This window comes from Runella aurantiaca, from assembly GCF_003339505.1.
Taxonomy (GTDB): domain Bacteria; phylum Bacteroidota; class Bacteroidia; order Cytophagales; family Spirosomataceae; genus Runella; species Runella aurantiaca.
In genome coordinates this window covers 92,355-115,594 of the sequence record NZ_QPIW01000006.1, presented here as the reverse complement: position 1 = coordinate 115,594, position 23,240 = coordinate 92,355, and the positions used below count along the sequence as shown (strand labels likewise).

Annotated in this window: 23 protein-coding genes; 20 read left to right on the top strand and 3 right to left on the bottom strand. The window is 44.9% G+C overall.

All coding sequences use genetic code 11. The features are described 5' to 3' along the window. Positions 1–281 precede the first annotated feature (281 nt). Positions 282–2,798: a replication restart helicase PriA gene (priA, locus tag DVG78_RS09810; protein WP_114460910.1), complete on the top strand. Its 2,517-nt coding sequence runs from the start codon at positions 282–284 to the stop codon at positions 2,796–2,798. 31 nt (positions 2,799–2,829) lie between these two features. Further along, complete coding sequence (pyk, locus tag DVG78_RS09805) at positions 2,830–4,287, top strand: pyruvate kinase (RefSeq protein WP_199563223.1); 1,458 nt, start codon at positions 2,830–2,832, stop codon at positions 4,285–4,287. Positions 4,288–4,352: 65 nt separating this feature from the next. Here pyk and DVG78_RS09800 read toward each other — a convergent pair whose 3' ends face one another. Then, complete coding sequence (locus DVG78_RS09800; RefSeq protein ID WP_114460909.1) at positions 4,353–4,616, bottom strand: SWEET family sugar transporter; 264 nt, start codon at positions 4,614–4,616, stop codon at positions 4,353–4,355. Between the two features lie 458 nt (positions 4,617–5,074). On the opposite strand from DVG78_RS09800, the gene ilvD reads away from it, so the two are divergent. The 18 genes from ilvD to DVG78_RS09710 all read left to right on the top strand — a co-directional run bounded on the left by ilvD (position 5,075) and on the right by DVG78_RS09710 (position 22,243). Further along, positions 5,075–6,760 (top strand): dihydroxy-acid dehydratase, encoded by a 1,686-nt coding sequence (gene ilvD, locus DVG78_RS09795; protein ID WP_114460908.1) that lies wholly within the window; start codon positions 5,075–5,077, stop codon positions 6,758–6,760. A gap of 118 nt (positions 6,761–6,878) precedes the next feature. Then, the gene (gene ilvB, locus DVG78_RS09790) at positions 6,879–8,600 is read left to right on the top strand and encodes a biosynthetic-type acetolactate synthase large subunit (protein WP_114461021.1); all 1,722 of its coding nucleotides are present in this window, start codon (positions 6,879–6,881) and stop codon (positions 8,598–8,600) included. A gap of 88 nt (positions 8,601–8,688) precedes the next feature. After that, positions 8,689–9,225 (top strand): acetolactate synthase small subunit, encoded by a 537-nt coding sequence (ilvN, locus tag DVG78_RS09785; RefSeq protein WP_114460907.1) that lies wholly within the window; start codon positions 8,689–8,691, stop codon positions 9,223–9,225. An 89-nt stretch (positions 9,226–9,314) separates the two neighbouring features. Beyond that, complete coding sequence (locus DVG78_RS09780) at positions 9,315–10,457, top strand: hypothetical protein (RefSeq protein WP_147277036.1); 1,143 nt, start codon at positions 9,315–9,317, stop codon at positions 10,455–10,457. A 5-nt stretch (positions 10,458–10,462) separates the two neighbouring features. Beyond that, positions 10,463–11,230, top strand: coding sequence for a class I SAM-dependent methyltransferase (locus DVG78_RS09775; RefSeq protein WP_114460905.1), 768 nt, complete (start codon positions 10,463–10,465; stop codon positions 11,228–11,230). A 20-nt stretch (positions 11,231–11,250) separates the two neighbouring features. Further along, complete coding sequence (ilvC, locus tag DVG78_RS09770; protein WP_013926516.1) at positions 11,251–12,294, top strand: ketol-acid reductoisomerase; 1,044 nt, start codon at positions 11,251–11,253, stop codon at positions 12,292–12,294. A gap of 152 nt (positions 12,295–12,446) precedes the next feature. Next, complete coding sequence (gene ilvA / locus DVG78_RS09765) at positions 12,447–13,730, top strand: threonine ammonia-lyase IlvA (RefSeq protein ID WP_114460904.1); 1,284 nt, start codon at positions 12,447–12,449, stop codon at positions 13,728–13,730. Next, positions 13,727–13,945, top strand: a complete 219-nt coding sequence (locus DVG78_RS09760; protein ID WP_114460903.1) for a hypothetical protein — start codon at positions 13,727–13,729, stop codon at positions 13,943–13,945. Before ilvA ends, DVG78_RS09760 begins: the two co-directional genes overlap by 4 nt. Positions 13,946–14,051: 106 nt before the next feature. Then, positions 14,052–14,894: a helix-turn-helix transcriptional regulator gene (locus tag DVG78_RS09755; RefSeq protein WP_114460902.1), complete on the top strand. Its 843-nt coding sequence runs from the start codon at positions 14,052–14,054 to the stop codon at positions 14,892–14,894. Positions 14,895–14,996: 102 nt separating this feature from the next. Beyond that, the gene (leuC, locus tag DVG78_RS09750) at positions 14,997–16,400 is read left to right on the top strand and encodes a 3-isopropylmalate dehydratase large subunit (protein ID WP_114460901.1); all 1,404 of its coding nucleotides are present in this window, start codon (positions 14,997–14,999) and stop codon (positions 16,398–16,400) included. Further along, positions 16,397–16,834 (top strand): GxxExxY protein, encoded by a 438-nt coding sequence (locus DVG78_RS09745; protein WP_310589121.1) that lies wholly within the window; start codon positions 16,397–16,399, stop codon positions 16,832–16,834. Before leuC ends, DVG78_RS09745 begins: the two co-directional genes overlap by 4 nt. Positions 16,835–16,897: 63 nt before the next feature. Beyond that, positions 16,898–17,494, top strand: coding sequence for a 3-isopropylmalate dehydratase small subunit (gene leuD / locus DVG78_RS09740; protein WP_114460899.1), 597 nt, complete (start codon positions 16,898–16,900; stop codon positions 17,492–17,494). A 20-nt stretch (positions 17,495–17,514) separates the two neighbouring features. Continuing rightward, a complete protein-coding gene (locus DVG78_RS09735; protein WP_229598181.1) occupies positions 17,515–19,014 on the top strand; it encodes a hydroxymethylglutaryl-CoA lyase-like TIM-barrel protein in 1,500 nt (499 codons plus the stop codon). Between the two features lie 16 nt (positions 19,015–19,030). Next, positions 19,031–20,101: a 3-isopropylmalate dehydrogenase gene (gene leuB, locus DVG78_RS09730; RefSeq protein WP_114460897.1), complete on the top strand. Its 1,071-nt coding sequence runs from the start codon at positions 19,031–19,033 to the stop codon at positions 20,099–20,101. A 192-nt stretch (positions 20,102–20,293) separates the two neighbouring features. After that, positions 20,294–20,506 (top strand): hypothetical protein, encoded by a 213-nt coding sequence (locus tag DVG78_RS09725; protein ID WP_114461020.1) that lies wholly within the window; start codon positions 20,294–20,296, stop codon positions 20,504–20,506. Positions 20,507–20,597: 91 nt separating this feature from the next. Beyond that, complete coding sequence (locus DVG78_RS09720; protein WP_114460896.1) at positions 20,598–21,287, top strand: hypothetical protein; 690 nt, start codon at positions 20,598–20,600, stop codon at positions 21,285–21,287. A gap of 59 nt (positions 21,288–21,346) precedes the next feature. Next, positions 21,347–21,733 (top strand): VanZ family protein, encoded by a 387-nt coding sequence (locus tag DVG78_RS09715; protein WP_114460895.1) that lies wholly within the window; start codon positions 21,347–21,349, stop codon positions 21,731–21,733. A 15-nt stretch (positions 21,734–21,748) separates the two neighbouring features. Further along, complete coding sequence (locus DVG78_RS09710) at positions 21,749–22,243, top strand: GNAT family N-acetyltransferase (protein WP_114460894.1); 495 nt, start codon at positions 21,749–21,751, stop codon at positions 22,241–22,243. Between the two features lie 5 nt (positions 22,244–22,248). Here DVG78_RS09710 and DVG78_RS09705 read toward each other — a convergent pair whose 3' ends face one another. After that, complete coding sequence (locus tag DVG78_RS09705) at positions 22,249–23,019, bottom strand: TIGR02757 family protein (protein WP_114460893.1); 771 nt, start codon at positions 23,017–23,019, stop codon at positions 22,249–22,251. Continuing rightward, positions 23,019–23,207: a hypothetical protein gene (locus DVG78_RS09700; protein WP_114068959.1), complete on the bottom strand. Its 189-nt coding sequence runs from the start codon at positions 23,205–23,207 to the stop codon at positions 23,019–23,021. Before DVG78_RS09700 ends, DVG78_RS09705 begins: the two co-directional genes overlap by 1 nt. Positions 23,208–23,240: the final 33 nt, after the last annotated feature.

The window sequence follows — 23,240 nt, the reverse complement described above, 5'->3', positions numbered from 1 at the left end:
TACTTAAAATGAGAGAAACTATCCAGAGAGGTAGCAAAAATTGGGTAGGCGAATGAATAATCTATCTTCCCCTCATATCATAGCTGTTGGCTGTTGGTTTATAGAAAGGCGTTTAGCATTCGGAGGCGTTTTGATTTGGGAAGCACTTGAGAATGTTTACTTGAGATAGATTGTAGTAAACGTTTGACGAGGGACAGGGCCTTACGTCAAATATCCTGACATGCTTAAAAATATCTAACGAAAGCATTATCTTGCGCTTTCAACTTTGGCTTTAGAATAGAGTGCTAACTGCAGAAAATGACGATTTTGGTTTAGAAGAAGTTACGCTGTTTGCGGATTTAATCTTGCCAGTTCCGGTGAGACAATTGTTTACGTATCGTGTTCCGAGAGTTTTCAACGCTGCCATCAAAAACGGGGCTAGAGTAGTTGTTCCTTTTGGTAAAAACCGTGTCGTAACGGGTGTTGTGGCCCATATACATACCACCCCGCCGTCGCGTTATCAGGCCAAATACATTGGTGAACTACTGGATGATGAGCCCTTGGTGACCCCTTACCAAATCGCCCTTTTTAACTGGATTGCCGATTATTATTTATGCAGCGTAGGGGAGGTGCTCAACGTAGCTCTTCCGTCTGGCTTGAAGATTACGAGCCAATCCAAAATTCAGTACAATCCTGATTTTGAGTATTTTGACCTGCTTACCGAAGAGGAAGCCGCCCTTTTGGAAGAAATAAAAAAATACCAATCCCTCACCTACGAAGAAGTGGGAAAGCGGGTAGGTGATCAAAACATCAACCACGTCATCAAATCGTTGATTGGCAAGCGGGCCGTTATTTTGTACGAAGAAGTACGCGAAAAATATAAGCCCAAAATTCAGAAAAAAGTGAAACTGACGGGTCGGTACGAAACCCGAGAAAACCTGATGGAGTTGATTGGTCAACTCGACAAAACACCTAAGCAACAGGAAGTTGTGATGCGTTATATGAGTCAGGTGCCAATCCAAAATGACCCGTATGCCAATCGTACGGGCTTGGAAAAGAGTTTTTTTACCCAAAATGAAGAAATCTCTGATTCGGCATTGAGTACGCTGATAAAGAAAGGCGTTTTTGAAGAATTTGAAGTGACCGTGTCGCGATTTGCAGAAGTAAAACCTGATTTTACGGCGGGCGTTAATATTAAACTAACGACGGCGCAACAACGCGCATTTGACGAGATTATTAATCTATTTCAGGAAAAAGATACGGTACTGCTCCACGGAGTGACGGGGAGCGGCAAAACCGAAGTATATATTCACCTCGCCCAGCAAGTACTGGAAAGCGGCTCACAGGTGCTGTTTTTATTGCCCGAGATCGCCCTTACGACCCAGATTGTAGTGCGCTTGAAAAAAGTTTTCGGCGATAAACTGGGCATTTACCACTCCAAATTTTCCGACAATGAGCGCGTAGAAGTCTGGAAAGGAGTCGTCTCGGGGCAGTTTCAGTTGGTGGTGGGTGTGCGTTCGGCTATTTTTCTGCCCTTCGACGCCCTCGGGTTAATCATCGTTGACGAAGAGCACGAAAGTTCCTACAAACAATACGACCCTGCGCCGCGTTATCATGCCCGGGATGTATCAATTGTGGCCGCACAACACCAGCAGGCCAAAGTGCTGTTGGGTTCGGCCACGCCCGCCTTGGAATCGTATTATCAGGCCTTGAATGGCCGCTACGGTTTGGTGAAATTGACCGAGCGCTTCGGCAAGGCCAGTATGCCCGAATTTGTGCTGATTGATACCAAACAGGAGCGCAAAACAAAAAAAATGAAGTATGAATTTTCGTCGGTTTTGGTGGAGGAACTGCGCGAAACGTTGGCCCGAAACGAACAGAGTATCATTTTTCAAAACCGTCGGGGGTATTCTTCTTATCTACAATGCGAAGAATGTGGGTGGATTGGCGAATGTGAAAATTGCGCCGTAAGTTTGACGTATCACCAAAAAGACGCCGAGCTTCGCTGCCATTATTGCGGCCATAAAGAAGAGGTTCCGAAATTTTGCCCGGGTTGTAGTTCTACCAAAGTGCGCACCGTGGGATTCGGGACCGAAAAGCTGGAAGATCAACTCAAAATTTTCTTCCCTACGGCCCGCGTAGCCCGGATGGATTTGGATACAACCCGCGCCAAAAATGCCTACAAAGAAATGATTGAGGACATTGAGCAGGGCAACGTAGATATTTTGGTGGGGACCCAAATGATTAGTAAAGGACTTGACTTTGAGAATGTAAGTATGGTGGGCGTTTTTGATGCCGACCGGATGATTCACTTTCCTGATTTACGCTCAACCGAAAGGGCGTTTCAGTTGATAACGCAAGTGAGCGGCCGGGCTGGACGCCGGGCAGACCGAAAAGGGCGGGTATTAATTCAGACGGGAAACACAAATCAAAAGATTTTACAAAAAATTATTGCGAACGATTACGAAGGAATGTACGCCGAAGAAATTGTGGAGCGGGAACAATTCAAATATCCACCGTTTACGAGGCTTATAAAATTGACTGTCAGGCATTTGGAGCAAAATGTGGCGCGCCAAGGAGCCGAAAAACTCACCCATCTTTTAATGGAAAAAATGGGGGAAGACCGGGTGCTAGGACCGCAGCCGCCGCTGGTTGAACGCATCCGAAATCGGTTTTTGTTTGACATTCTTATAAAACTCGAGCGCGAAAAAGTTAATTTTAAGGCCGCAAAGACTTTTATCCTCGAAAAAGTGACGGATATTCTGACCGATAAAACATTAAAAGGGGCAGATGTAACCATTGATGTAGATTGCCTCTAATAATACCCATCAAAAAAAACCTAGCCAAAAGATGATCAATAAAAAGACCAAGATTGTTGCCACCGTAGGCCCTGCTTCAGAAACATCTGAACTTCTGTATTCACTGGTACAGGCAGGGGTGAATGTATTCCGACTGAATTTTTCGCACGGCTCTCACGCCGACCACTTGGAACGTATTCAGAAAATCCGCCAAAATAATGCTACCTACGGTCTCAGCGTTGGAATTTTGCAGGATTTGCAGGGCCCTAAAATTCGCATCGGCAATGTCGAAAGCAAAGACGGTGTGAAAATTGTAGCAGGCCAAAAATTAGTGTTTACCAATGACGATATTATTGGTACTTCTGAGCGCGTAAGTACACCTTATAAAGGAATGTACCAAGACGTAAAAATGGGCGAGCGCATCCTGATGGATGATGGCAAGCTGGAAGTAAAAGTAGTAGGCATCGAAGGAACCGATGTGGTAACGGAGGTAGTCTATGACGGTATACTGAAGTCTAAAAAAGGAGTAAACCTTCCAAATACCAAGGTCTCGATGCCGTCGGTGACGGAAAAAGACTACGAAGACCTCGAATTCGGGCTGGAAAATGATGTAGACTGGATAGCGTTGTCATTTGTGCGCTATGCGTCTGATATTCAGGAGGTAAAAGATTATATCAAAGCAAAAGGCAAAAGCATTCGAGTGGTGGCTAAAATTGAAAAGCCCGAAGCCATCGAAAACATTGATGCTATCATTGAAGCCACCGATGCCATTATGGTGGCTCGTGGAGATTTGGGCGTAGAATTGCCCGCCGAAGAGGTTCCCATGATTCAGAAAATGATTGTGGAGAAATGTAATCGCGCGGCTAAGCCCGTTATTGTGGCTACGCAGATGCTCGAAAGCATGATTGATGCACCACGACCCACGCGGGCAGAAATCAATGATATTGCCAATTCTGTATTGGACGGTGCCGATGCCGTAATGCTTAGCGCAGAAACTGCCTCTGGAAAATACCCTATTGAGGCTGTTACGAGCATGGCACAGACGATTCGTCAGGTTGAACAAACAGAAGCGAAGAAAAAAGCGGATGATACCGAAATTTATTTCAAATACCACGCTGCTGTTAATGATAATCCTGGTCCTAATGTGCTGAATGACAACGTGGTAATGAGTGCTTGTCGCTTGGCGCGTGATACCCACGCAAAGGCGATTATCGGTGTGACGCGTTCTGGTTATACGGGTGTTCGTTTGTCGCATCACCGTCCAGAAGCTGATTTGTATGTCTTTACGCCCAGCCGCTCATTAATGTGCGCGCTTTCGTTGTACTGGGGAGTGAAGTCAGTGTTTTATGACCGTGAAGACCTTTCGACAGATGATTTAATTGACGATATCAAAAGGGTTCTTGTTGAAAAAGAAGCGTTGCATACGGGAGATATTTTCGTAAACACGCTGAGTATGCCAGTCAGCAAGCACCGCAAAACCAACGCGGTTAAACTGAGTATTGTAGACTAATCTGCTTTCAGTTTCGGTAGAATTTTAAGCCCTTTCTCTCACCGAGAAGGGGCTTTTTTTATGCACTATATATTGGAAGAACGGGTGTATTTCCATTTAAAATAAAGAATAACAAACGAAAGAACCAGCGTGGTGGCGTTGGCGGCCACAACTGGAAAAGAATGCGCCATGATGCCATAACCGAGCCAAAGCGCTACACCAATGGTAAACAACAAAAACATGGCCAGTGAAACGTCTTTGGCAGATTTGGTACGGTAAATCTGTAAAACCTGGGGAATAAAGGCAAGCGTGGTTAACGCACCCGCTGCATAGCCCATTATCTCTAACATTGCTGTACGAATTTTAATGAATAATGCTTATATAGTAGAAAAGTTATATAAAAAGTTTCATAACATTGCATTTTTGTTGGTATAATACAACAAGTGATTGTAAGGATACTAAAACGTGGCCAGATTTTTGATAAAATCATTAAAAGAAGAGAATCGAAAGAAGTGACAATTTTTTGTGCCTTCAGAGACAGTATAGGCATTTTTGGGTTGGGATAATGCAAAAAAAATAACTTTTGTTTGGAAAATAAATCCTGACCGGTTTTATTTGTAACGCAAATACGCAATTAGCGTAATTTCGCTATCAGAAAAAATTTGCTCTAAAATGTTTGCTAATATAATTGTGGTCGTGGTCGTCATTCTTTGCACCCAAACGGTGTGAGTGGATTCCGATTGCTACCGTCGAAGCCTCGCTCACACCGAAAGATGAGTGAGGCTTTTTTGTAAAACAAACCTCCTATATGTCAGAACAACTTAACAAATTTAGCCGCACGCTTACGCAAGAAGTCACAAATCCCGCCGCCAAAGCCATGCTTTATGGCGTAGGATTGACCAAAGAAGACATGCAAAAAGCCCAAATTGGCATTGCCAGCACGGGTTATGAAGGAAACACCTGCAACATGCACCTCAACGGATTGTCGGTGCATGTAAAAAAAGGAATTCAGGAAAATGGCATGGTCGGCCTTATTTTTCACACCATTGGCGTATCAGATGGCATGACCAACGGTAACGACGGGATGAGCTATTCGCTGCCCAGCCGCGACTTGATTGCCGATTCTATCGAAAACGTAGTGGGTGCTCAATGGTACGACGGAGTGATTGCGGTGGTAGGTTGTGATAAAAATATGCCCGGCGCCATGATGGCCATTGCCCGGTTGAACCGTCCGGCCATGTTGGTCTACGGCGGAACGATTCGGACGGGAGAATATAAAGGACAGAAACTTGACATTATTTCGGCGTTTGAAGCCTTGGGCAAGAAGTTTGCTGGAACGATTTCGGACGACGATTACGAAGGGGTTATTCAAAATGCGATTCCGGGTGCAGGAGCCTGCGGCGGAATGTACACGGCCAATACCATGGCCAGTTCAATGGAAGCAATGGGCTTAACGTTGCCCAATTCATCGACCTATCCAGCCACGCACGAAGGCAAAAAAGCGGAGTGCATCGCCATTGGAGCGGCCATGAAACAATTGTTGGAGAAAAACATTTGCCCGCGCGACATCATGACGCGCAAAGCCTTTGAAAACGCCATGACGGTGGTGATGGCGCTGGGTGGTTCGACCAACGCCGTGTTGCATTATCTCGCCATTGCCCGTGCCGCAGAAGTAGATTTTACGTTAAAAGACATTCAGGATATTTCGGATCGTACGCCTTTGATTGCCGACCTTAAACCGTCTGGTAAGTATTATATGGAAGATGTACTGGCCATTGGCGGGGTTCCGGCCATTATGAAGTATTTGTATCAGCAGGGACTTTTGCACGGCGATTGCTTGACCGTAACGGGCAAAACCATCGCTGAGAATTTGGCCGAAGCTCCTGATTTGGATTTCGATACCCAAAAAATCATTTTCCCGCTTTCGACACCCCTCAAACCCACGGGACACTTACAAATCATGTACGGAAACTTGGCAACGCAAGGTGCCGTGGCCAAGATTACGGGCAAAGAAGGCGAGCGTTTTGAAGGAATCGCCAAAGTATGTGAGCGCGAAGAAGAAGTGATTGAATACATCTCAAAAGGTGAAATCAAAGCGGGGCATGTCATCGTGATTCGCAATGAAGGCCCCAAAGGCGGTCCGGGTATGCCCGAAATGCTTAAGCCAACGTCGGCGGTAATGGGAGCGGGTCTTGGTGACAAAATCGCGATGATTACCGACGGTCGTTTTTCGGGTGGTACGCACGGTTTTGTGGTAGGTCACATCACGCCAGAAGCCTACATGGGCGGAACGATTGGTTTGGTAAAAGACGGTGATAAAATTACGATTGACGCCGTAAACAACGTACTGCAACTGCACGTGTCGGACGAAGAACTGGCCGAGCGTCGTAAGGAGTGGAACCAACCCGAGCCTCCGTTCAAAAAAGGAACTCTGGGCAAATACATCCGCAATGTGAAGTCAGCAAGCGAAGGCTGCGTAACGGATGAAGCATAATTAATAAAGCAACAACAAATTAAAAACCATATCCGTCATGGACAACCAATTAACCATGATTGCACAACAGGAAATTGCGTCAGCAGAAGCTGTTTTGACGCAAGAAACAGTTCAGTCAATGACAACAACAGACGTTATCGCCGAAGGCCCTCGGTTTTTGTCGGGAGCGCAGGCGCTCATGGAATCACTGATTGCCGAAGGGACGGAAGTGATTTTTGGCTACCCGGGCGGTGCCATCATGCCCACGTATGATGCCCTCTTTGATTATACCGACCGCCTAGACCATATTTTGGTGCGGCATGAGCAAGGCGCAGGACACGCGGCGCAAGGATACGCCCGTACCAGCGGAAAACCAGGCGTTTGTCTGGTGACTTCTGGCCCTGGCGGTACCAATTTAGTGACACCCATCGCCGATGCCATTATCGACTGTACGCCTTTGGTGTGCATCATAGGACAGGTAAAATCAACTTTGTTAGGAACGGATGCTTTTCAGGAAACGGACATTATTGGGGTAACAACGCCCGTATGTAAGTGGAATTACCAAATCACCCACCCCGACGAAGTGCCAGAAATAATGGCTAAGGCGTTTTATATTGCCACTTCCGGAAAACCTGGCCCCGTAGTGATTGACTTTACGCGGGATGCGCAAGTTGGGATGATGGACAAACCCTATCAATACAAAAAAATAGAGGGTTTGGCCAGCTACAAACCAAGGACTGTTCCTAAAGATGAACACGTACAGAAAGCGGCGGAATTAATCAATAATGCCAAAAAACCCTACATTTTATTTGGGCATGGCGTATTGATTTCGGGTGCGATGGAAGAACTGAAGGCATTTGTCGAAAAAACCGATATTCCCTGCGCCAGTACTTTGTTGGGATTGTCGGCGATGCCGATTGACCACCCTAATTATGTGGGTTGGTTGGGAATGCACGGTAATTATGGCCCCAACGTCCTCACCGACCAAGCTGATGTCATTATTGCCATTGGAATGCGTTTTGACGACCGTGTAACGGGCGACGCCACCAAATACATTCGTCAGGCTAGAGTAGTGCATATTGAAATAGACCCGTCAGAGATTGACAAAATCATCAAGGCAGAAGCCCCCGTGGTAGGGGATGCAAAGGAAGCTTTGCGGAAGCTGCTTCCCTTGGTGAAGGCCAACAATCACTCTACATGGCGCAATGAATTTAAGAAATTTGACGTCATCGAAGAGCAGAAAGTAACCCGTCGGGAGTTGAAGGAAGAAGGAGAAATCAAGATGGCGGAAGTGGTAAATATGCTTTCCCAAAAAACCAACGGTGAAGCCTGTATTATTGCGGATGTAGGTCAACATCAGATGATTGCAGCGCGGTATTACCAATTTAAAAAGCCACATTCATACATAGCTTCGGGCGGATTAGGAACCATGGGCTTTGCTATTCCGGCTGCGTTTGGTGCCAAAAAAGGCGCTCCTGACCGCGAAGTAGTGGCCTTTATCGGCGATGGTTGTTTTCAGATGACCATTCAAGAGTTGGGAACCATTGCGCAGAGTGGATTAGCGGTAAAATTGATTATTCTCAACAATAATTATTTGGGAATGGTACGGCAGTGGCAACAGCTATTTTTCGAAAAGCGCTATTCATTTGTGGAGCTGAAAAATCCCGATTTTGTAACCATTGCCAAAGGTTTCGGGATTACGGGGCATACTTGCTCTGAGCGCGACAACCTGAGCGACTCGCTGGATGCCTTGCTCAAATCAGATAAACCGTATTTGTTGGAAGTAATCGTGGAGAAAGAAGAAAACGTATTTCCAATGGTCCCTGCCGGGGCTTCGGTTGTTGATATTCGGTTGGACTAGGCCGACAAGACACCAACGGTTTGGTACTTAAATAAATGCACAACTTAAAACTCCCCTTTGGAGCGAGCCGACGATTCGGTTGGGGCTTATGACGACTTACACCATCTGTATATTTACCGAAAATACTTTCGGATTGTTAAATAAAATTACGATTCTTTTCACCCGTCGGCGGGTCAACATTGAAAGTTTGACAGTGTCGGAAACAGAACGAAAAGGGGTGTCTCGGTACACCATCACCATCAAGCACGACAAACGCGAAGAAGTCGAAAAACTGGTGCGTCAAATCCGCAAAGTAGTGGAAGTTTTGGCCGTATTCGGTTATCTGGACGATGAGGTTGTGTACAACGAAATTGCGCTTTTCAAAATCGCGACTCCTATCGGTACCCGGCCCATCGATATCGAAACCATCAATAAAGTGTACAAAGCTTGGGTGGTTTACTGGGGGCTCGACTACGTGGTTATTGAGAAGGCAGGTAATGAAGCCGAAATCATGGATTTTTTCCGTTACATCAAGCCTTATGGGATACTTGAGTTCGTCAAATCAGGCCGTGTGGCCGTCGGAAAAACCCCTCAAGGGTTAGTGGAGTACCTTCCGCAGGAGGTACATGGCGAGTATTATGCTTAAAAAAACTACCTTTGTCAAAGCGTTTGACAATCTAATATGAGAGGGTCGGACTGGTATTAAAACCGATAAATTTGACTGGATACGTTTTAATGAGACAACCACAGCAATCACTTACAACACCTTTTAGGTGGCTGGACAGTAAATTACATCAGTTCTTTGACAATAAATTTTGGCAGGTAAGGCTATTGTTTTTAGCCCTAATTATCTCAACTGGTACGCTATTGACCTTTAATTTTATTTTGGTCGATAAGGGCTTGCGAAGTTTGTATCTTGAAATGCGGCAACCAGGTTCTATCGGCGGGTTTTTTTGGGATGATATAATCAAACAGGGCGCTGACCCGTTTACGCCTAAAGACTATGAAGCGGGTTCACACGAGGCAAATCAAACTTTTCGTCTGACCATCCCGCTCATTGCTTATGCCTTGCACCTAAACGTAGCTACTCTTTATATGCTTCAGCTGTTGGTGGGATTGGTATTTTTATGGACAGTCGTAAACATCGTTAATCGTATTTTGAACGACCGCGTCCTGACGTTTTATTTCCTGACGGGCTTTACAGCGATTTATGCAGGAGCCAATTTTTACATCAATTATTTGGGACATGTAGACGTTTTTCCCTTTTGTTTTATGGCTTTTGCCCTCTACTACCGAAACCCGCTACTTATACTCTTGTTTTCGCAGTTGAGTTTCTGGTGTGATGAGCGAGCCATCATCAATTCTTCATTCATTGGTTTGTGGTTTTTGATACCGTTCGTTGATCAATTACAAACGACAGGTAAATGGAATTGGAAACTTATTTCGCCAACTATTCTCATTTTAATTTTCAGCGGTGTATTGTATTTGGCACTGAGAAAATGGCTTGAATTATCATTCAATTTGAAAATAGGACATGACAATGCTCTATCTGTCAAATCCTTTTTTTGGAGTTTGAGCATTTTTGGGGATAAAGTCACTCGTGGGTTAGAAGGAATGTGGCTGATTATTGGGGCAGCTTGCCTAATTTTGTGGCAAGCCAGACAATTATGGAAACTATTTTTGTTTGCTGGAGCACTAAGTGTCACCTTATTAATTGCTTTACTGGTTGCCGATGGTACACGTGCATTATCGTTTGGTTTTATTGCTTTTTTTATTGCGTTGAAAATACTGCATGAATCCATTCCGTCAAAGCAGCTGAAGTATTTGTTAATTGTTAGTGCATTGGTGTCGCTGATGTTACCTATTTCGTTTCCCTAAAAATTATGAATGCCTCTTACTATAAAGAGTATTATAACATCGAGCGTGAACACTGGTGGTTTGTGGTTCGGAATCAGATTATCATCAATCATTTGAAACAGACTCTGCCCGTCCAACGTCCACTTAAAGTCCTCAACGTTGGAGTGGCAACAGGGCGCTCGTCGGAGTTACTTGAGGTGTTTGGAAGTGTGAAATCGGTGGAGTATGATCTAGAATGTTATGCTTTTACCAAAGCAAATGTACCGATTGATTTGATTCAGGGTTCAATCCTCGAATTACCCTTTGATGATGAGACGTACGATTTGGTTTGTGCTTTCGACGTAATCGAACATGTCGAAGAACATCAACTGGCGGTCGATGAAATGAAACGAGTGTGTAAGCCCAACGGCTTGGTGTGTGTGACGGTTCCTGCATTTATGTTTTTGTGGAATCAGCACGACGACGTTAACCATCATGTGCGCCGGTATACAATGACGATACTGGGAGATTTGTTTAAGAAAAACGGAAAAATTGTGTTTCGCAGCTATTTCAATTTTTGGCTTTTTTTTCCGATTGCTTTTTTCCGATTACTGTCAAAATTGCTGCCCTTGCATCGACAAAAGATAGAAGACGCAGGTTCAGATTTTACCATAATGAACGGACCTTTTTTCCAAAACATATTCGGACATATTTTTAAAACGGAAGACTGGTTGATTCAAAAAAAAATAAAACTGTTTGTGGGCGTGTCGGCCCTGCTTACTTGGCAAAAGACAATAAGATTCAATAACAATTAATAAATAAACAAAACAATTCAATGGCACAAATCAATTTCGGCGGGAGCGTAGAAGAAGTAGTAACCCGCGAAGAATTTCCTCTTGAAAAAGCACGTGAAGTATTGGCAAATGAAACGATCGCCGTTATTGGTTACGGTGTTCAGGGCCCTGGTCAGAGTTTAAATATGCGCGATAACGGTTTCAACGTAATCGTTGGACAACGTAAAGGAAAAACCTACGATAAAGCAGTTGCAGATGGCTGGGTGCCGGGTGAGACGCTTTTCGAAATCGAAGAAGCCCTCGAAAAAGGAACCATCATCTGTTTCTTATTGTCGGATGCTGCCCAAATTGAATTGTGGCCAACCGTAAAAAAAGCACTTGTTCCTGGCAAGTCATTGTATTTCTCACACGGTTTTGGTGTAACTTATAAAGAGCAAACAGGAATCGTTCCACCAGCTGATGTTGACGTATTTTTGGTAGCTCCTAAAGGTTCAGGAACTTCATTGCGTCGTTTGTTTGTAGAAGGCAAAGGGCTGAACTCCTCTTTTGCCGTCTATCAGGATGCTTCCGGCAATGCCCGTACAAAATGTATCGCCATGGGCATCGGTGTAGGTTCAGGCTATTTGTTTGAAACTGATTTCTACCGTGAAGTTACGTCTGACCTTACCGGTGAGCGCGGAACGTTGATGGGTGCGATTCAGGGAATTTTTGCCGCTCAGTACGAAGTATTGCGCGAAAACGGCCACTCACCATCAGAAGCATTCAACGAAACCGTAGAAGAACTGACGCAATCGTTGATGCCGCTTGTAGCCGAAAACGGAATGGATTGGATGTATGCCAACTGCTCAACCACTGCACAACGCGGTGCCCTTGATTGGTGGAAACCTTTCAAAGAAGCAACCAAGCCTGTATTCCAGAAATTATATGATTCAGTAAAATCAGGTGAGCAAGCCAACATTTCTATCACACGCAACTCACAGCCCGACTACCGCGAAAAACTCGAAGTAGAATTGGCCGAACTCCGTGATTCAGAAATGTGGATAGCAGGAGCGGCGGTTCGCAGCCTGCGTCCTGAGCGTAACTAATACTTTTAACCTCGGCAAGGGCTGCGCGCCCTGGGCTGGGCGCCCCCGTTCAAACCCTTGCTGAGGTGATTATCTTCATTTGGAAATATAGAAAATCCTCCGAGTTGTGTAAATTCGGGGGATTTTTTGCAATTACACTAATCGTCATTTTTATGAGTCTAGCCTCCGAAAAAAATAAACATAAAGCCGCCGATTTGCCGACATTTGACAATATTTTGCAAGCCGCCGAGCGAATTCGCAAAGTAGTAAAGCACACCGATTTGGAGCTAAACCTCAATTTTTCGGAGCGGTACGAAGCCAACATCTACTTTAAAAGGGAAGATTTGCAGGTGGTGCGCTCTTACAAGATTCGGGGAGCTTACAACAAAATGGCGAGCCTGTCGGCCGAAGCGCTCGAAAAAGGAGTGGTGTGTGCTTCGGCAGGAAACCACGCGCAGGGCGTAGCTTATGCCTGTAACAAAATGCAGGTTCGTGGCCGAATCTTCATGCCCAGCACCACACCCGCCCAGAAAGTAAAACAGGTCAAACTTTTCGGAAAAGACCAAATTGAAGTAGTACTTCACGGCGATACCTATGACGATGCCTACCACGCCGCCAAGCATTTTTGTGAAAGCAACGAGGCGACTTTCATCCATCCCTTTGACGATGTGCAGGTGATGGAAGGGCAGGGAACCGTCGGGCTGGAAATATTCCGCGATGCTGACTTTAAAATTGATTATTTATTGTTTGCCATTGGCGGTGGGGGATTGGCGTCGGGTGTGACTACTGTGTTCAAACAACTAAGTCCCGCCACTAAACTCATTGGAGTAGAGCCACTTGGCTCTCCGACGATGTACACCGCCATCAAAGAGAATCACGTAGTAACGCTCGAAAACATTGATAAGTTTGTAGACGGAGCCGCCGTAAAACGCGCGGGTGAGCATACGTTTGAAGTGTGTCGAAAGAATTTGGATTCTATTCTGTTGGTTCCCGAAGGAAAAGTGTGCTCGACCATTTTGCAATTGTACAACGAAGAAGCCATCGTAGTGGAGCCGGCGGGCGCCCTGACAGTGGCCGCGCTCGACCAAATCAAGGACGAAATCAAAGGAAAAGATGTAGTACTATTGATTGGCGGTGGCAACAACGACATCACACGTACCGAAGAAATAAAAGAGCGCAGTCTGTTGTACGAAGGACTCAAGCATTATTTTATCATTCGTTTTCCACAACGTTCGGGGGCGTTCAAAGAGTTTTTGAACCACGTTCTCGGCCCCAACGACGACATTGCGCACTTTGAATATTCCAAAAAAACGGCCCGCGAGCGCGGTCCCGCTTTAGTAGGTATCGAATTGCGCCACAAAGAAGATTTTGAACCGCTTTTGGCCCGAATGCAGGAACACAACATGCAATTTGAATACATCAATAATAAGCCTGATTTATTTGAGTTTTTGATATGAACTTTGATTTTAGAAAATACCACGTCAGGGCTATCAATGCCCAAAGTGACGCTGAAAAAGCGGCGATCAACCAAGAGTTGAAAGACTTGTACGACGCACTTTCGGAGGAAGAAAAGAAAGTGTTCAATGAAGAATTGCAGAAATTTCTGATGTCGCAATACAAAGCAATCGGCGACGATTATCAGGCTCTGAAAAAAGGCGGGGCGTTTAATTAATAATCGAATAGTTGCCGAAGTAGGAGGTCGGATGTAGGAAAAAAAATCTTATTTCTTCTTTCCTACCTCTTATTCACTCCTTCTTAATTAACAGTTTATTTCCCCAATGCTTCGCGTTCCTTCTTCCATCAGTGCCCAACAGTTTCAGTCCCTGAAAATTCAGGACATGACCTTTGTGGCCTACCGGAGCGATGTCTATCCGGAGCGAAACGAGATTTTTTTTGAAGAACACGCCGTGGTAGTAGTGTTGGAAGGGGAGAAAAAATTTATTTCACCCAATCAGGATTTGCATGTTCGAAAGGGAGATATTTTGTTTTTTCAGCGGGGCTGTTATTCCATGAATGAGTCCATCGGGAGCGATTACCGAAGTCTGGTTTTTTTCTTTCATGAAAAGCTCCTCAAAGAGTTCGTGAATCAAAATCAGACCCTATTTGCTCAGGCAGAGGCTGACCATACGCAGCCAATTCTGGTTCTGCAATCATCACCGACCTTTGAGAAGTTTATTGATTCGCTTTTGCCTTATTTTCATTCCCAGACGCCTTATTTAAATCAATTTTTGCGGCTTAAATTTCAGGAATTGCTGCTTCATCTGATTGAGATAGATACCTCCGGACAACTCAAATCCATTCTGTTCAATATCTACAAAGGCCAAAAGACGGAATTGGAATACCTCTTGAATAACTACTATTTAAAACCACTGACAATAAGCGAATTGGCGCACTTGTCAGGTCGCAGTTTATCGGCTTTTAAACGTGATTTTGAAGAACAATTTCACACTTCTCCCGCCAATTGGATCAAACAAAAACGCTTGGAACAAGCGGCCTTTCTTCTCAAAAATGCCAACAAAAACGTATCGGAAGTAAGCATGGAAATTGGGTACGAAAGTGTCTCCCATTTTATCAAGGCCTACAAAGAAAAATACGGTTTTACGCCAAAAAAACACGATTGAACCAAAATCGCTATTGTTTGGGCGTAGGGCGTTATGTTTGATTGCATAGATTCCTGCAATTTTGTATCGTAAAATCTCCACGAGCATTAATCTCAAATTGATATGTCAAACCAACCAAGTACCCTCTTCGACAAAGTGTGGGATGCCCACGTTGTCCGCAAGATTGAAGACGGACCCGATGTGTTCTTCATCGACCGTCATTTTATTCACGAAGTAACCAGCCCGGTGGCCTTTTTGGGACTGGAAAGTCGTGGCATCGGTGTGCTTTTTCCTGAGCGTACCTTTGCTACCGCCGACCACAACACGCCGACCATCAATCAGCATTTGCCGGTAGAAGACCCGCTTTCGGCCAATCAATTGAAAGCCCTCGAAACCAACACGGCGAAGTACGGAATTTCGCACTGGGGTTTGGGACACGCCAAAAACGGGATTGTTCACGTAGTTGGGCCTGAAAACGGTATCACCCTTCCGGGCATGACCATCGTTTGCGGTGACTCACACACCTCTACCCACGGTGCTTTTGGAGCCATTGCCTTCGGTATCGGTACCTCAGAAGTGGAAATGGTGTTGGCGTCGCAGTGTATCATGCAGCCCAAACCTAAGAAAATGCGTATTACTATCAATGGTAAATTGGGCAAAGGTGTCTTACCAAAAGATGCGGTTCTGTACATTATTTCGCAGATTTCGGCCAGTGGTGCTACGGGTTATTTCGTAGAATACGCCGGCGAAGTGTTTGAAAATATGAGTATGGAAGGCCGCATGACGGTTTGTAACATGTCTATCGAAATGGGCGCGCGCGGTGGTATGATTGCTCCTGATGAGACTGCATTTGCTTACCTCAAAGGCCGTGAGCAAGCGCCGAAAGGCGAAGCTTGGGACAAAGCTCTGGCCTACTGGAAAACCCTTAAAACCGACGAAGGCGCGACGTTTGACTTGGAATATACCTACGACGCCGCTGACATTGAACCCCAAATCACCTACGGAACCAATCCGGGCTTGGGAACAGGTATCTCTCAGCACATTCCCAAAGCGGAAGACGTATTGGACGGTGGTGCATCGTATGCTAAATCATTGGCGTACATGGGCTTTGCGGAAGATGATACGATCATTGGCAAACCGATTGACTACGTGTTTTTGGGGAGCTGTACCAACGGTCGCATTGAAGATTTCCGGGCGTTTGCGTCTATCGTAAAAGGCCGGAAGAAAGCCGATAACGTAACGGCGTGGTTGGTACCGGGTTCACACATTGTAGAAGCCCAAATCAAAGAAGAAGGTATTTTAGACATCTTGACCGAGGCAGGTTTTTTACTGCGTCAGCCGGGTTGCTCGGCCTGTTTGGCGATGAATGATGATAAGATTCCAGCGGGAAAATACGCTGTCAGTACCTCAAACCGTAACTTTGAAGGACGTCAAGGCCCGGGAGCACGTACGCTGTTGGCCAGCCCTTATGTAGCTGCCGCCGCCGCCGTTACCGGAAAAGTAACTGACCCACGGGAGTTTTTATAGTTTTACAACAACTGTATTTATTACACAGAGAACCTCAGAGCTCATTTGAGAGCCACAGAGAAACGGAGATAAATGATATAACTCGTCGAATAATTGGGTGTGCAATTGAAGTACATAAGGCACTTGGACCGGGCTTACTGGAGTCTGCGTATGAAGAATGTCTGGTTTATGAACTTCAAAGAGCTGGCTTACAGGTCTTAAGACAGAAACCTGTTCCAATTATTTACAAGGAAATCCATTTAGAACAAGGATATAGAATTGATTTATTAATTGAGGGTTTAGTTGTGGTTGAACTTAAAAGTGTGGAAATACTTAACCCTGTTCATGAAGCCCAGATTCTCACTTATATGAAATTTGCCGAAAAGAAGATTGGATTGCTCATCAATTTCAATGTACTTGTTTTAAAAGATGGAATCCGAAGATTTATTAAATAATCTCTGTGGTTCTCTTAAAAAACTCTGCTGTCCTCTGTGTAACACCTTAATAAACGAAACATAATGGCATACGATCAATTCACTATATTAAAAAGTTCGGCGGTACCTCTTCCACTGGAGAATGTGGATACCGACCAAATCATCCCCGCTCGCTTTTTGAAAGCCACCAAGCGGGAAGGCTTCGGCGACAATCTTTTTCGCGATTGGCGCTACAATCCCGACAACTCGCCTAAAACAGAATTCGTACTGAATAATCCGCTTTATTCGGGCAAAATCCTCGTGGGTGGCCGCAACTTCGGAAGCGGTTCGAGCCGTGAGCACGCCGCGTGGGCTATCTACGATTACGGTTTTCGTTGCGTCATTTCGAGTTTCTTTGCCGATATTTTCAAAAACAACTCCATCAACGTTGGAATTTTGCCCGTAACGGTCTCTCCCGAATTTTTGGATAAAATCTTCTTGGCAATCGAAAAAGACCCAAAAACCGAATTAGAAGTGAGTTTGCCCGAACAAACGGTCACTATCTTGGCAACTGGTGAAAAAGAGTCTTTCGATATCAACGGGTACAAAAAACACAATCTGTTAAACGGCTTCGATGATATTGATTATCTGCGGGCCATGAAAGAGGAAATCGGCGCTTTTGAGGCCGCGCTTCTTTTCTAATTATGAGATACATCGAAATAATGGATACGACACTCCGCGACGGTGAACAAACCAGCGGAGTGTCTTTTTCTGCCTCTGAAAAGCTGGCGTTGGCGCAATTGCTTCTCACGGATGTTAAGGTAGATCGCATTGAAATTGCTTCGGCACGCGTGTCGGAAGGAGAATTGCGGGCGGTCAAGAAAATCACCGATTGGGCCAGGGAAAACGGGTTTTTGGATAAAGTAGAAGTGCTGACGTTCGTAGACGGCGAAGCTTCTATCAATTGGATGATTGAATCGGGCGCTAAGGTGATGAATCTGTTGACCAAAGGCTCCATGAATCACTTGGTGCATCAGCTCAAAAAAACGCCCGAAGCGCATTTCGCAGACATTCAAAAAGTCATTGCCTTAGCGCAGTCGAAAGGAATTGCTGCCAATGTATACCTCGAAGATTGGAGCAACGGAATGCGTAATTCTCCCGAATATGTATTCCAATTCTTGGATTTTCTGGCCACTCAACCTATCCGTCGGGTGCTTTTGCCCGATACGCTAGGCGTGCTCACTCCTGCGGAATCCTATGCCTTTGTAAAATCAATTGTGGAACGTTATCCCAATCAACACTTTGATTTTCACGCGCATAACGATTACGATCTGGGCATTGCCAACGTTATGGAAGCCGTTCGTGCGGGAGCGCAGGGATTGCATTTGACCGTCAATGGCATGGGAGAACGTGCCGGAAATGCGCCATTATCCAGTGCGATTGCAGCCTTAAAGGATTTTATGCCGGACGTAACGACGGGCGTAGTGGAAGAGTCGTTGTACTCGATCAGCAAAATCGTGGAGACCTTCTCCGGACTTCGCATTCCTGCCAATAAACCGATTGTGGGAGATAACGTTTTTACCCAAACTGCTGGTATTCATGCCGATGGCGACAAGAAAAACAACCTGTATTTTAACGAGTTATTGCCGGAGCGTTTTGGCCGTAAGCGGTCGTATGCCTTGGGAAAAACGTCGGGAAAAGCCAACATTGAGAACAACCTGCGGGAATTGGGCATCAAACTCGCCGACGAGGACCTTAAAAAAGTAACGCAGCGCATCATTGAGTTGGGCGACCGAAAGGAAGTGGTGACGCAGGAAGACCTTCCGTATATCATTTCTGACGTACTGGATACCAACACCATTGAGTACAAGATCGAAGTACTGAACTACGTCCTGACCCACTCTAAAGATCTCAAACCTTCGGCGACCCTCAAAGTCAAAATCGAAGAAGAGGTATTTGAAGAAAACGCGCAGGGCGACGGACAGTACGATGCGTTTATGAATGCGCTGAAGAAAATTTACGAAGTCAAAGGAAAAACGCTCCCGCAGTTGACCGATTACGCCGTTCGCATTCCCACGGGAGGTCGTACCGATGCGCTTTGTGAAACCATCATTACGTGGAATTGGAATAATAAAGAATTCAAAACCAGAGGCTTGGACTCTGACCAAACGGTATCCGCCATCAAAGCCACGCAGAAGATGTTGAACTTGATTTCTATATAGTCATACAAAATTAAAAATGAAAAAACACATCCTAATCGTTCCCGGTGATGGTATCGGGCAAGAAGTTACCACTGTTGGTAAACAGGTCTTAGACCGCATCGCCGAAAAATTCGGCCATGAATTTACCTACGACGAAGCCCTCATCGGCCACGTAGCCATCGAAGCCACTGGCGATCCGCTTCCCGAAGAAACCCTCGTCAAGATGCGCGCATCAGACGCCATTTTGTTTGGTGCCGTAGGTCACCCCAAATACGACAACGACCCCTCGGCCAAGGTACGTCCAGAACAAGGCTTGTTGAGAATGCGCAAAGAGCTTGGCTTGTACGCCAACCTGCGCCCTATCAAATTGTTTGATGAGTTGTTGGAAGCATCTAGTATCAAGCCTGAAATCCTGAAAGGTTGCGATATTCTCTTCTTCCGTGAACTGACTGGCGACGTGTATTTCGGTAAGCGTGAACGTCTTGACGACGGAAATACCGCCTATGACACCATGATTTACAGCAAATACGAAGTGGAGCGCATTGCCCGCAAGGCGTTTGAAGCTGCTCGTACGCGCAGCAAAAAACTCATGTCGGTCGATAAAGCCAACGTGTTGGAATCAAGCCGTTTGTGGCGTGAAGTTATTCAGAAATTGGCGCCCGAATATCCGGACGTAGAAGTAGAACACCAATTTATTGATGCGGCGGCGATGTTGCTCATCAAAGACCCACGCCGTTTTGATGTGGTCGTAACGGGTAACCTGTTTGGCGATATCCTCACGGACGAAGCAAGTCAAATTGCGGGTTCGATGGGAATGTTGGCTTCTGCTTCTGTAGGCGACAGCACTGGCGTATACGAGCCTATCCACGGTTCGGCGCACGACATCACGGGTAAAGGCGTAGCTAATCCGTTGGCATCGGTTCTTTCGGCAGCGTTGTTGTTGGATATTTCTTTCGGTTTGAAAGCAGAATCTGAGGCCATCATCGCCGCCGTAGATGCGGTTTTGAAAGCAGGTTTCCGCACGCGCGACATCGCCAATAGCGAAACTCCCGCCGACAAAATCCTCGGCACCGACGCCATGGGCGCGGAGTTGTTGAAGAATTTGTAAATTCAGCAATATTATTTTTTAGAAATGCAAATGGCGGCAAAATTTAGTATTTTGTCGCCATTTGCATTTCAATTACTGACATTTTTAATACTGTGATAGCAAAGCTATTTGTTAGCGGTGAACTTAAATCTTGATTGGAGAGATGAAGAGCTTTTTTGTCCAAAATCTTTATCTTATTCAAAAATTACAACCATGAACACGGCCCAAATCATAAACGAGCAATACAAGGTGCTGCCCAAAAAAGTCAGAGAAGAACTCAAGTCACTGATTTTAAAGGGAGACCCGCCATCGGCTCTTATGCAAGAAATCGAAGAGGGGCTGAAAGAAGTTAAACTCATGCAGGAGGGAAAGATAGAAAGTCGCACCTTGGATGATTTGAAAAAAGAGCTGAAAGATGCCCAATAAAGTCAAAATCACTTGCTTTTTTGAGGCTCGTTATAAACGTCTGGTTAGCAAGCTATGCCATGTCGGTTAAAAGTCAAAATCAATCCTATTAATGAAAACTAATTTATCACTGGTATCTATAATCTTTTGCGCAATATTCTTTCTTATTCATATTGCAATCTATGCTCAAAGAGCCGAAGTAAGCTTAGGAGTTCCTGTATTCAATAATGTTTATGTTCATTTTGAAAAACCTATTTCAAAATGGAAAAACATAAGCTTTACAAGTTCCGCAGCTTATAAATTTCACGCTGACAATGATATTCGTTTTGGAGAGCTATTTTTTAGCTCTGTTATAAAAAGTAATTCTATCAGACGTACTAAGTTTGATGTTGGATTAAGGTCATACTTAGTAAAGTTCGACAGACAAAAATGGTTAAATATGTATGTTGGAGCGTCATTTCTGGTTGGCAAAATGAGCAGAGAATTTAATGATTACAGATTAAACATTCCCAAAGATTCACTCACACAAAAAGCCGTTTATTTTGGCCCGGAGTTTACCACAGGGCTTAAAATTATCATTTTAAAGAAAATTATAATTACCCCGGTACTCGGATTAGCGTATTTTTTTAAATCCGATAATTCAGAAAATATTTCTAAGAAAGCAGAACTATGGTATGCAAGGGATTGGTTCGACGGAGAAATTTTAAATCATAACAATACAGAGGCTCGGCGGAAAGATTTTATCAATTCAGGCTTTGGTTGGACTCCCAACATCTATCTAAACATTGGTTATAAATTTTAGAAATATTTTCAATACTAAATCAAGAGTACATAACTAAAATGGTGGCTCTTTAAAGGTTTATGACACTGATAATTAAAAACTTAAAAAATACCTTTTCAAAGCCCCATCTTGCCATCGTTTGGACGTTGGTGATTTTGGGGCTTTGCTCACTTCCGAGCAAGCAAATGCCCAAAGATTTAGGTTGGGATAAATTACATCATTTCGGCTCTTTTGGAATCTTGGGCGCGCTTTGGTATTGGGCCAAGCCTCAGCCCATTTGGGTAATTGTCGGAGGGATTGCCTACGGTTTTTTTATTGAAGTATGGCAGCATTTACTGCCCATTGGCCGTACGTTTGACCTTTACGATGCCCTTGCCGATGCCCTTGGAGTAATCGTGGCCATTCCGATTGCAGAATGGTTTCAAAAGACATTTTTTTTAGCTGGTGATTCGCGTCGCTCACTCTGAAACTTATCTACAATAATGCCTTTTTTAGAAACTCAACGTCTTTATCTTCGCCTTTTTCAAGAAAGTGATGCCCATGATTTGTTCCGCATTGAGAGCAATCCCGAAGTGATGGAATTCATTCGAAAGCCCGTTACGGAACTTTCTCAAAGTTTGGGAAGAATCCGACAAGAAGGCATTTACGCCGCCGCCAATGAGGGACTGGGGCTTTTTGCGTGTTTTGAAAAAGCGACCGATACGTATATCGGACTCGTTAAAATCAAACACATTGAAGATACCGATGATATTGAAGCAGGCTACGCTTTTTTGCCCGAAGCATGGGGCAAAGGCTACGCCACTGAAATCACAAAAAAAGTCATTGAATACCTGCAACAAAACTTTAAAGGAAGAAAAATCGTGGCTTTTGTGCAGGATGAAAATACCTCTTCCAAACACGTTTTGGAGAAAGTAGGAATGAAAAAAGTGGGTGCCGGATATGAAGGCCGAGCGGATGCGGTGGTATATATTCTATAGCGCTCTTACATTTCCCCCTCCACACCTAGTCCAAACAAGGCAAAATCATACTTTACAGGGTCATTAGGGTCTAATTGCTTCAAGTTTTCGGTGAGCTCTAGGGCGGTAAGCCAATCGGTCGTTGGGCGTTGAATGAGGCCGAGTTTGCGGGCTACGCGGTCTACGTGTACATCGCAGGGGCAGATGAGTTGGGAAGGTTTTATCGTGGTCCAAATACCAAAGTCTACGCCTTTATCATCTTGCCGAACCATCCACCGCAAAAACATATTCAGGCGTTTGCACGACGATTTACGGACGGGCGTAGCAATGTGTTTGCGGGTGCGCTCGGGAAAATCTTCTAAACTAAAAAATAGTTCATGGAATGCCGACAAACCCTTTTCTACGTGCAAAGCATCGGTCGTTAACGCCTGCGAAAAGGCGGTTTCTAACGAATCGTGCCGTTGATAATATTCTTTGAAAAAATGAAGAAAATATAGCGTATCCGCCGCGTTGAAGGTACGGTGTTTGAATTGAAGAAAGCGTTTTAAATCGGAATCTTGATGATTTTTGATAAAATCATAGGGCGCACCATCCATCAGCTGAATCAGCTCATTGCACTTGTTGATGATGGTTTTGCGCTGTCCCCAAGCCAACACGGCTGCCCAAAAACCCATAATTTCAATGTCTTGTCGACGAGAAAATTGGTGCGGAATGCTAACGGGGTCGTTGGGGATAAAATCAGGACGGTTGTATTGAGCTACTTTTTGTTCCAATAACTCAGCAACGTAATCGGTCATCAGGCGCGTTTACCTCCGTTTAACAGCCAAACCAACCCCTGCGAAATTCCCGAAAACAATCGCACTATCCCCGTAAATACCAAGGCAAAGAGCGAGATAATCGGGTAAAAAATCGTAAATGCCACACTCCAAAGGCGGTAGCCGAGGGTGGTTTTGAGTTGTTCGCGTTCTTGGCGGCGTGAAAGCATACTAAAAAAAAGTTGATACTGATTTAACGGCAA

Coding starts and splice junctions, on each gene's coding strand:
- pyk (WP_199563223.1), top strand. CDS start 2,830: ATGATCAATAAAAAGACCAAGATTGTTGCCACCGTAGGCCCTGCTTCA.
- DVG78_RS09800 (WP_114460909.1), bottom strand. CDS start 4,616: ATGTTAGAGATAATGGGCTATGCAGCGGGTGCGTTAACCACGCTTGCC.
- ilvD (WP_114460908.1), top strand. CDS start 5,075: ATGTCAGAACAACTTAACAAATTTAGCCGCACGCTTACGCAAGAAGTC.
- ilvB (WP_114461021.1), top strand. CDS start 6,879: ATGACAACAACAGACGTTATCGCCGAAGGCCCTCGGTTTTTGTCGGGA.
- ilvN (WP_114460907.1), top strand. CDS start 8,689: ATGACGACTTACACCATCTGTATATTTACCGAAAATACTTTCGGATTG.
- DVG78_RS09780 (WP_147277036.1), top strand. CDS start 9,315: ATGAGACAACCACAGCAATCACTTACAACACCTTTTAGGTGGCTGGAC.
- DVG78_RS09775 (WP_114460905.1), top strand. CDS start 10,463: ATGAATGCCTCTTACTATAAAGAGTATTATAACATCGAGCGTGAACAC.
- ilvC (WP_013926516.1), top strand. CDS start 11,251: ATGGCACAAATCAATTTCGGCGGGAGCGTAGAAGAAGTAGTAACCCGC.
- ilvA (WP_114460904.1), top strand. CDS start 12,447: ATGAGTCTAGCCTCCGAAAAAAATAAACATAAAGCCGCCGATTTGCCG.
- DVG78_RS09760 (WP_114460903.1), top strand. CDS start 13,727: ATGAACTTTGATTTTAGAAAATACCACGTCAGGGCTATCAATGCCCAA.
- DVG78_RS09755 (WP_114460902.1), top strand. CDS start 14,052: ATGCTTCGCGTTCCTTCTTCCATCAGTGCCCAACAGTTTCAGTCCCTG.
- leuC (WP_114460901.1), top strand. CDS start 14,997: ATGTCAAACCAACCAAGTACCCTCTTCGACAAAGTGTGGGATGCCCAC.
- leuD (WP_114460899.1), top strand. CDS start 16,898: ATGGCATACGATCAATTCACTATATTAAAAAGTTCGGCGGTACCTCTT.
- DVG78_RS09735 (WP_229598181.1), top strand. CDS start 17,515: ATGGATACGACACTCCGCGACGGTGAACAAACCAGCGGAGTGTCTTTT.
- leuB (WP_114460897.1), top strand. CDS start 19,031: ATGAAAAAACACATCCTAATCGTTCCCGGTGATGGTATCGGGCAAGAA.
- DVG78_RS09725 (WP_114461020.1), top strand. CDS start 20,294: ATGAACACGGCCCAAATCATAAACGAGCAATACAAGGTGCTGCCCAAA.
- DVG78_RS09720 (WP_114460896.1), top strand. CDS start 20,598: ATGAAAACTAATTTATCACTGGTATCTATAATCTTTTGCGCAATATTC.
- DVG78_RS09715 (WP_114460895.1), top strand. CDS start 21,347: ATGACACTGATAATTAAAAACTTAAAAAATACCTTTTCAAAGCCCCAT.
- DVG78_RS09710 (WP_114460894.1), top strand. CDS start 21,749: ATGCCTTTTTTAGAAACTCAACGTCTTTATCTTCGCCTTTTTCAAGAA.
- DVG78_RS09705 (WP_114460893.1), bottom strand. CDS start 23,019: ATGACCGATTACGTTGCTGAGTTATTGGAACAAAAAGTAGCTCAATAC.
- DVG78_RS09700 (WP_114068959.1), bottom strand. CDS start 23,207: ATGCTTTCACGCCGCCAAGAACGCGAACAACTCAAAACCACCCTCGGC.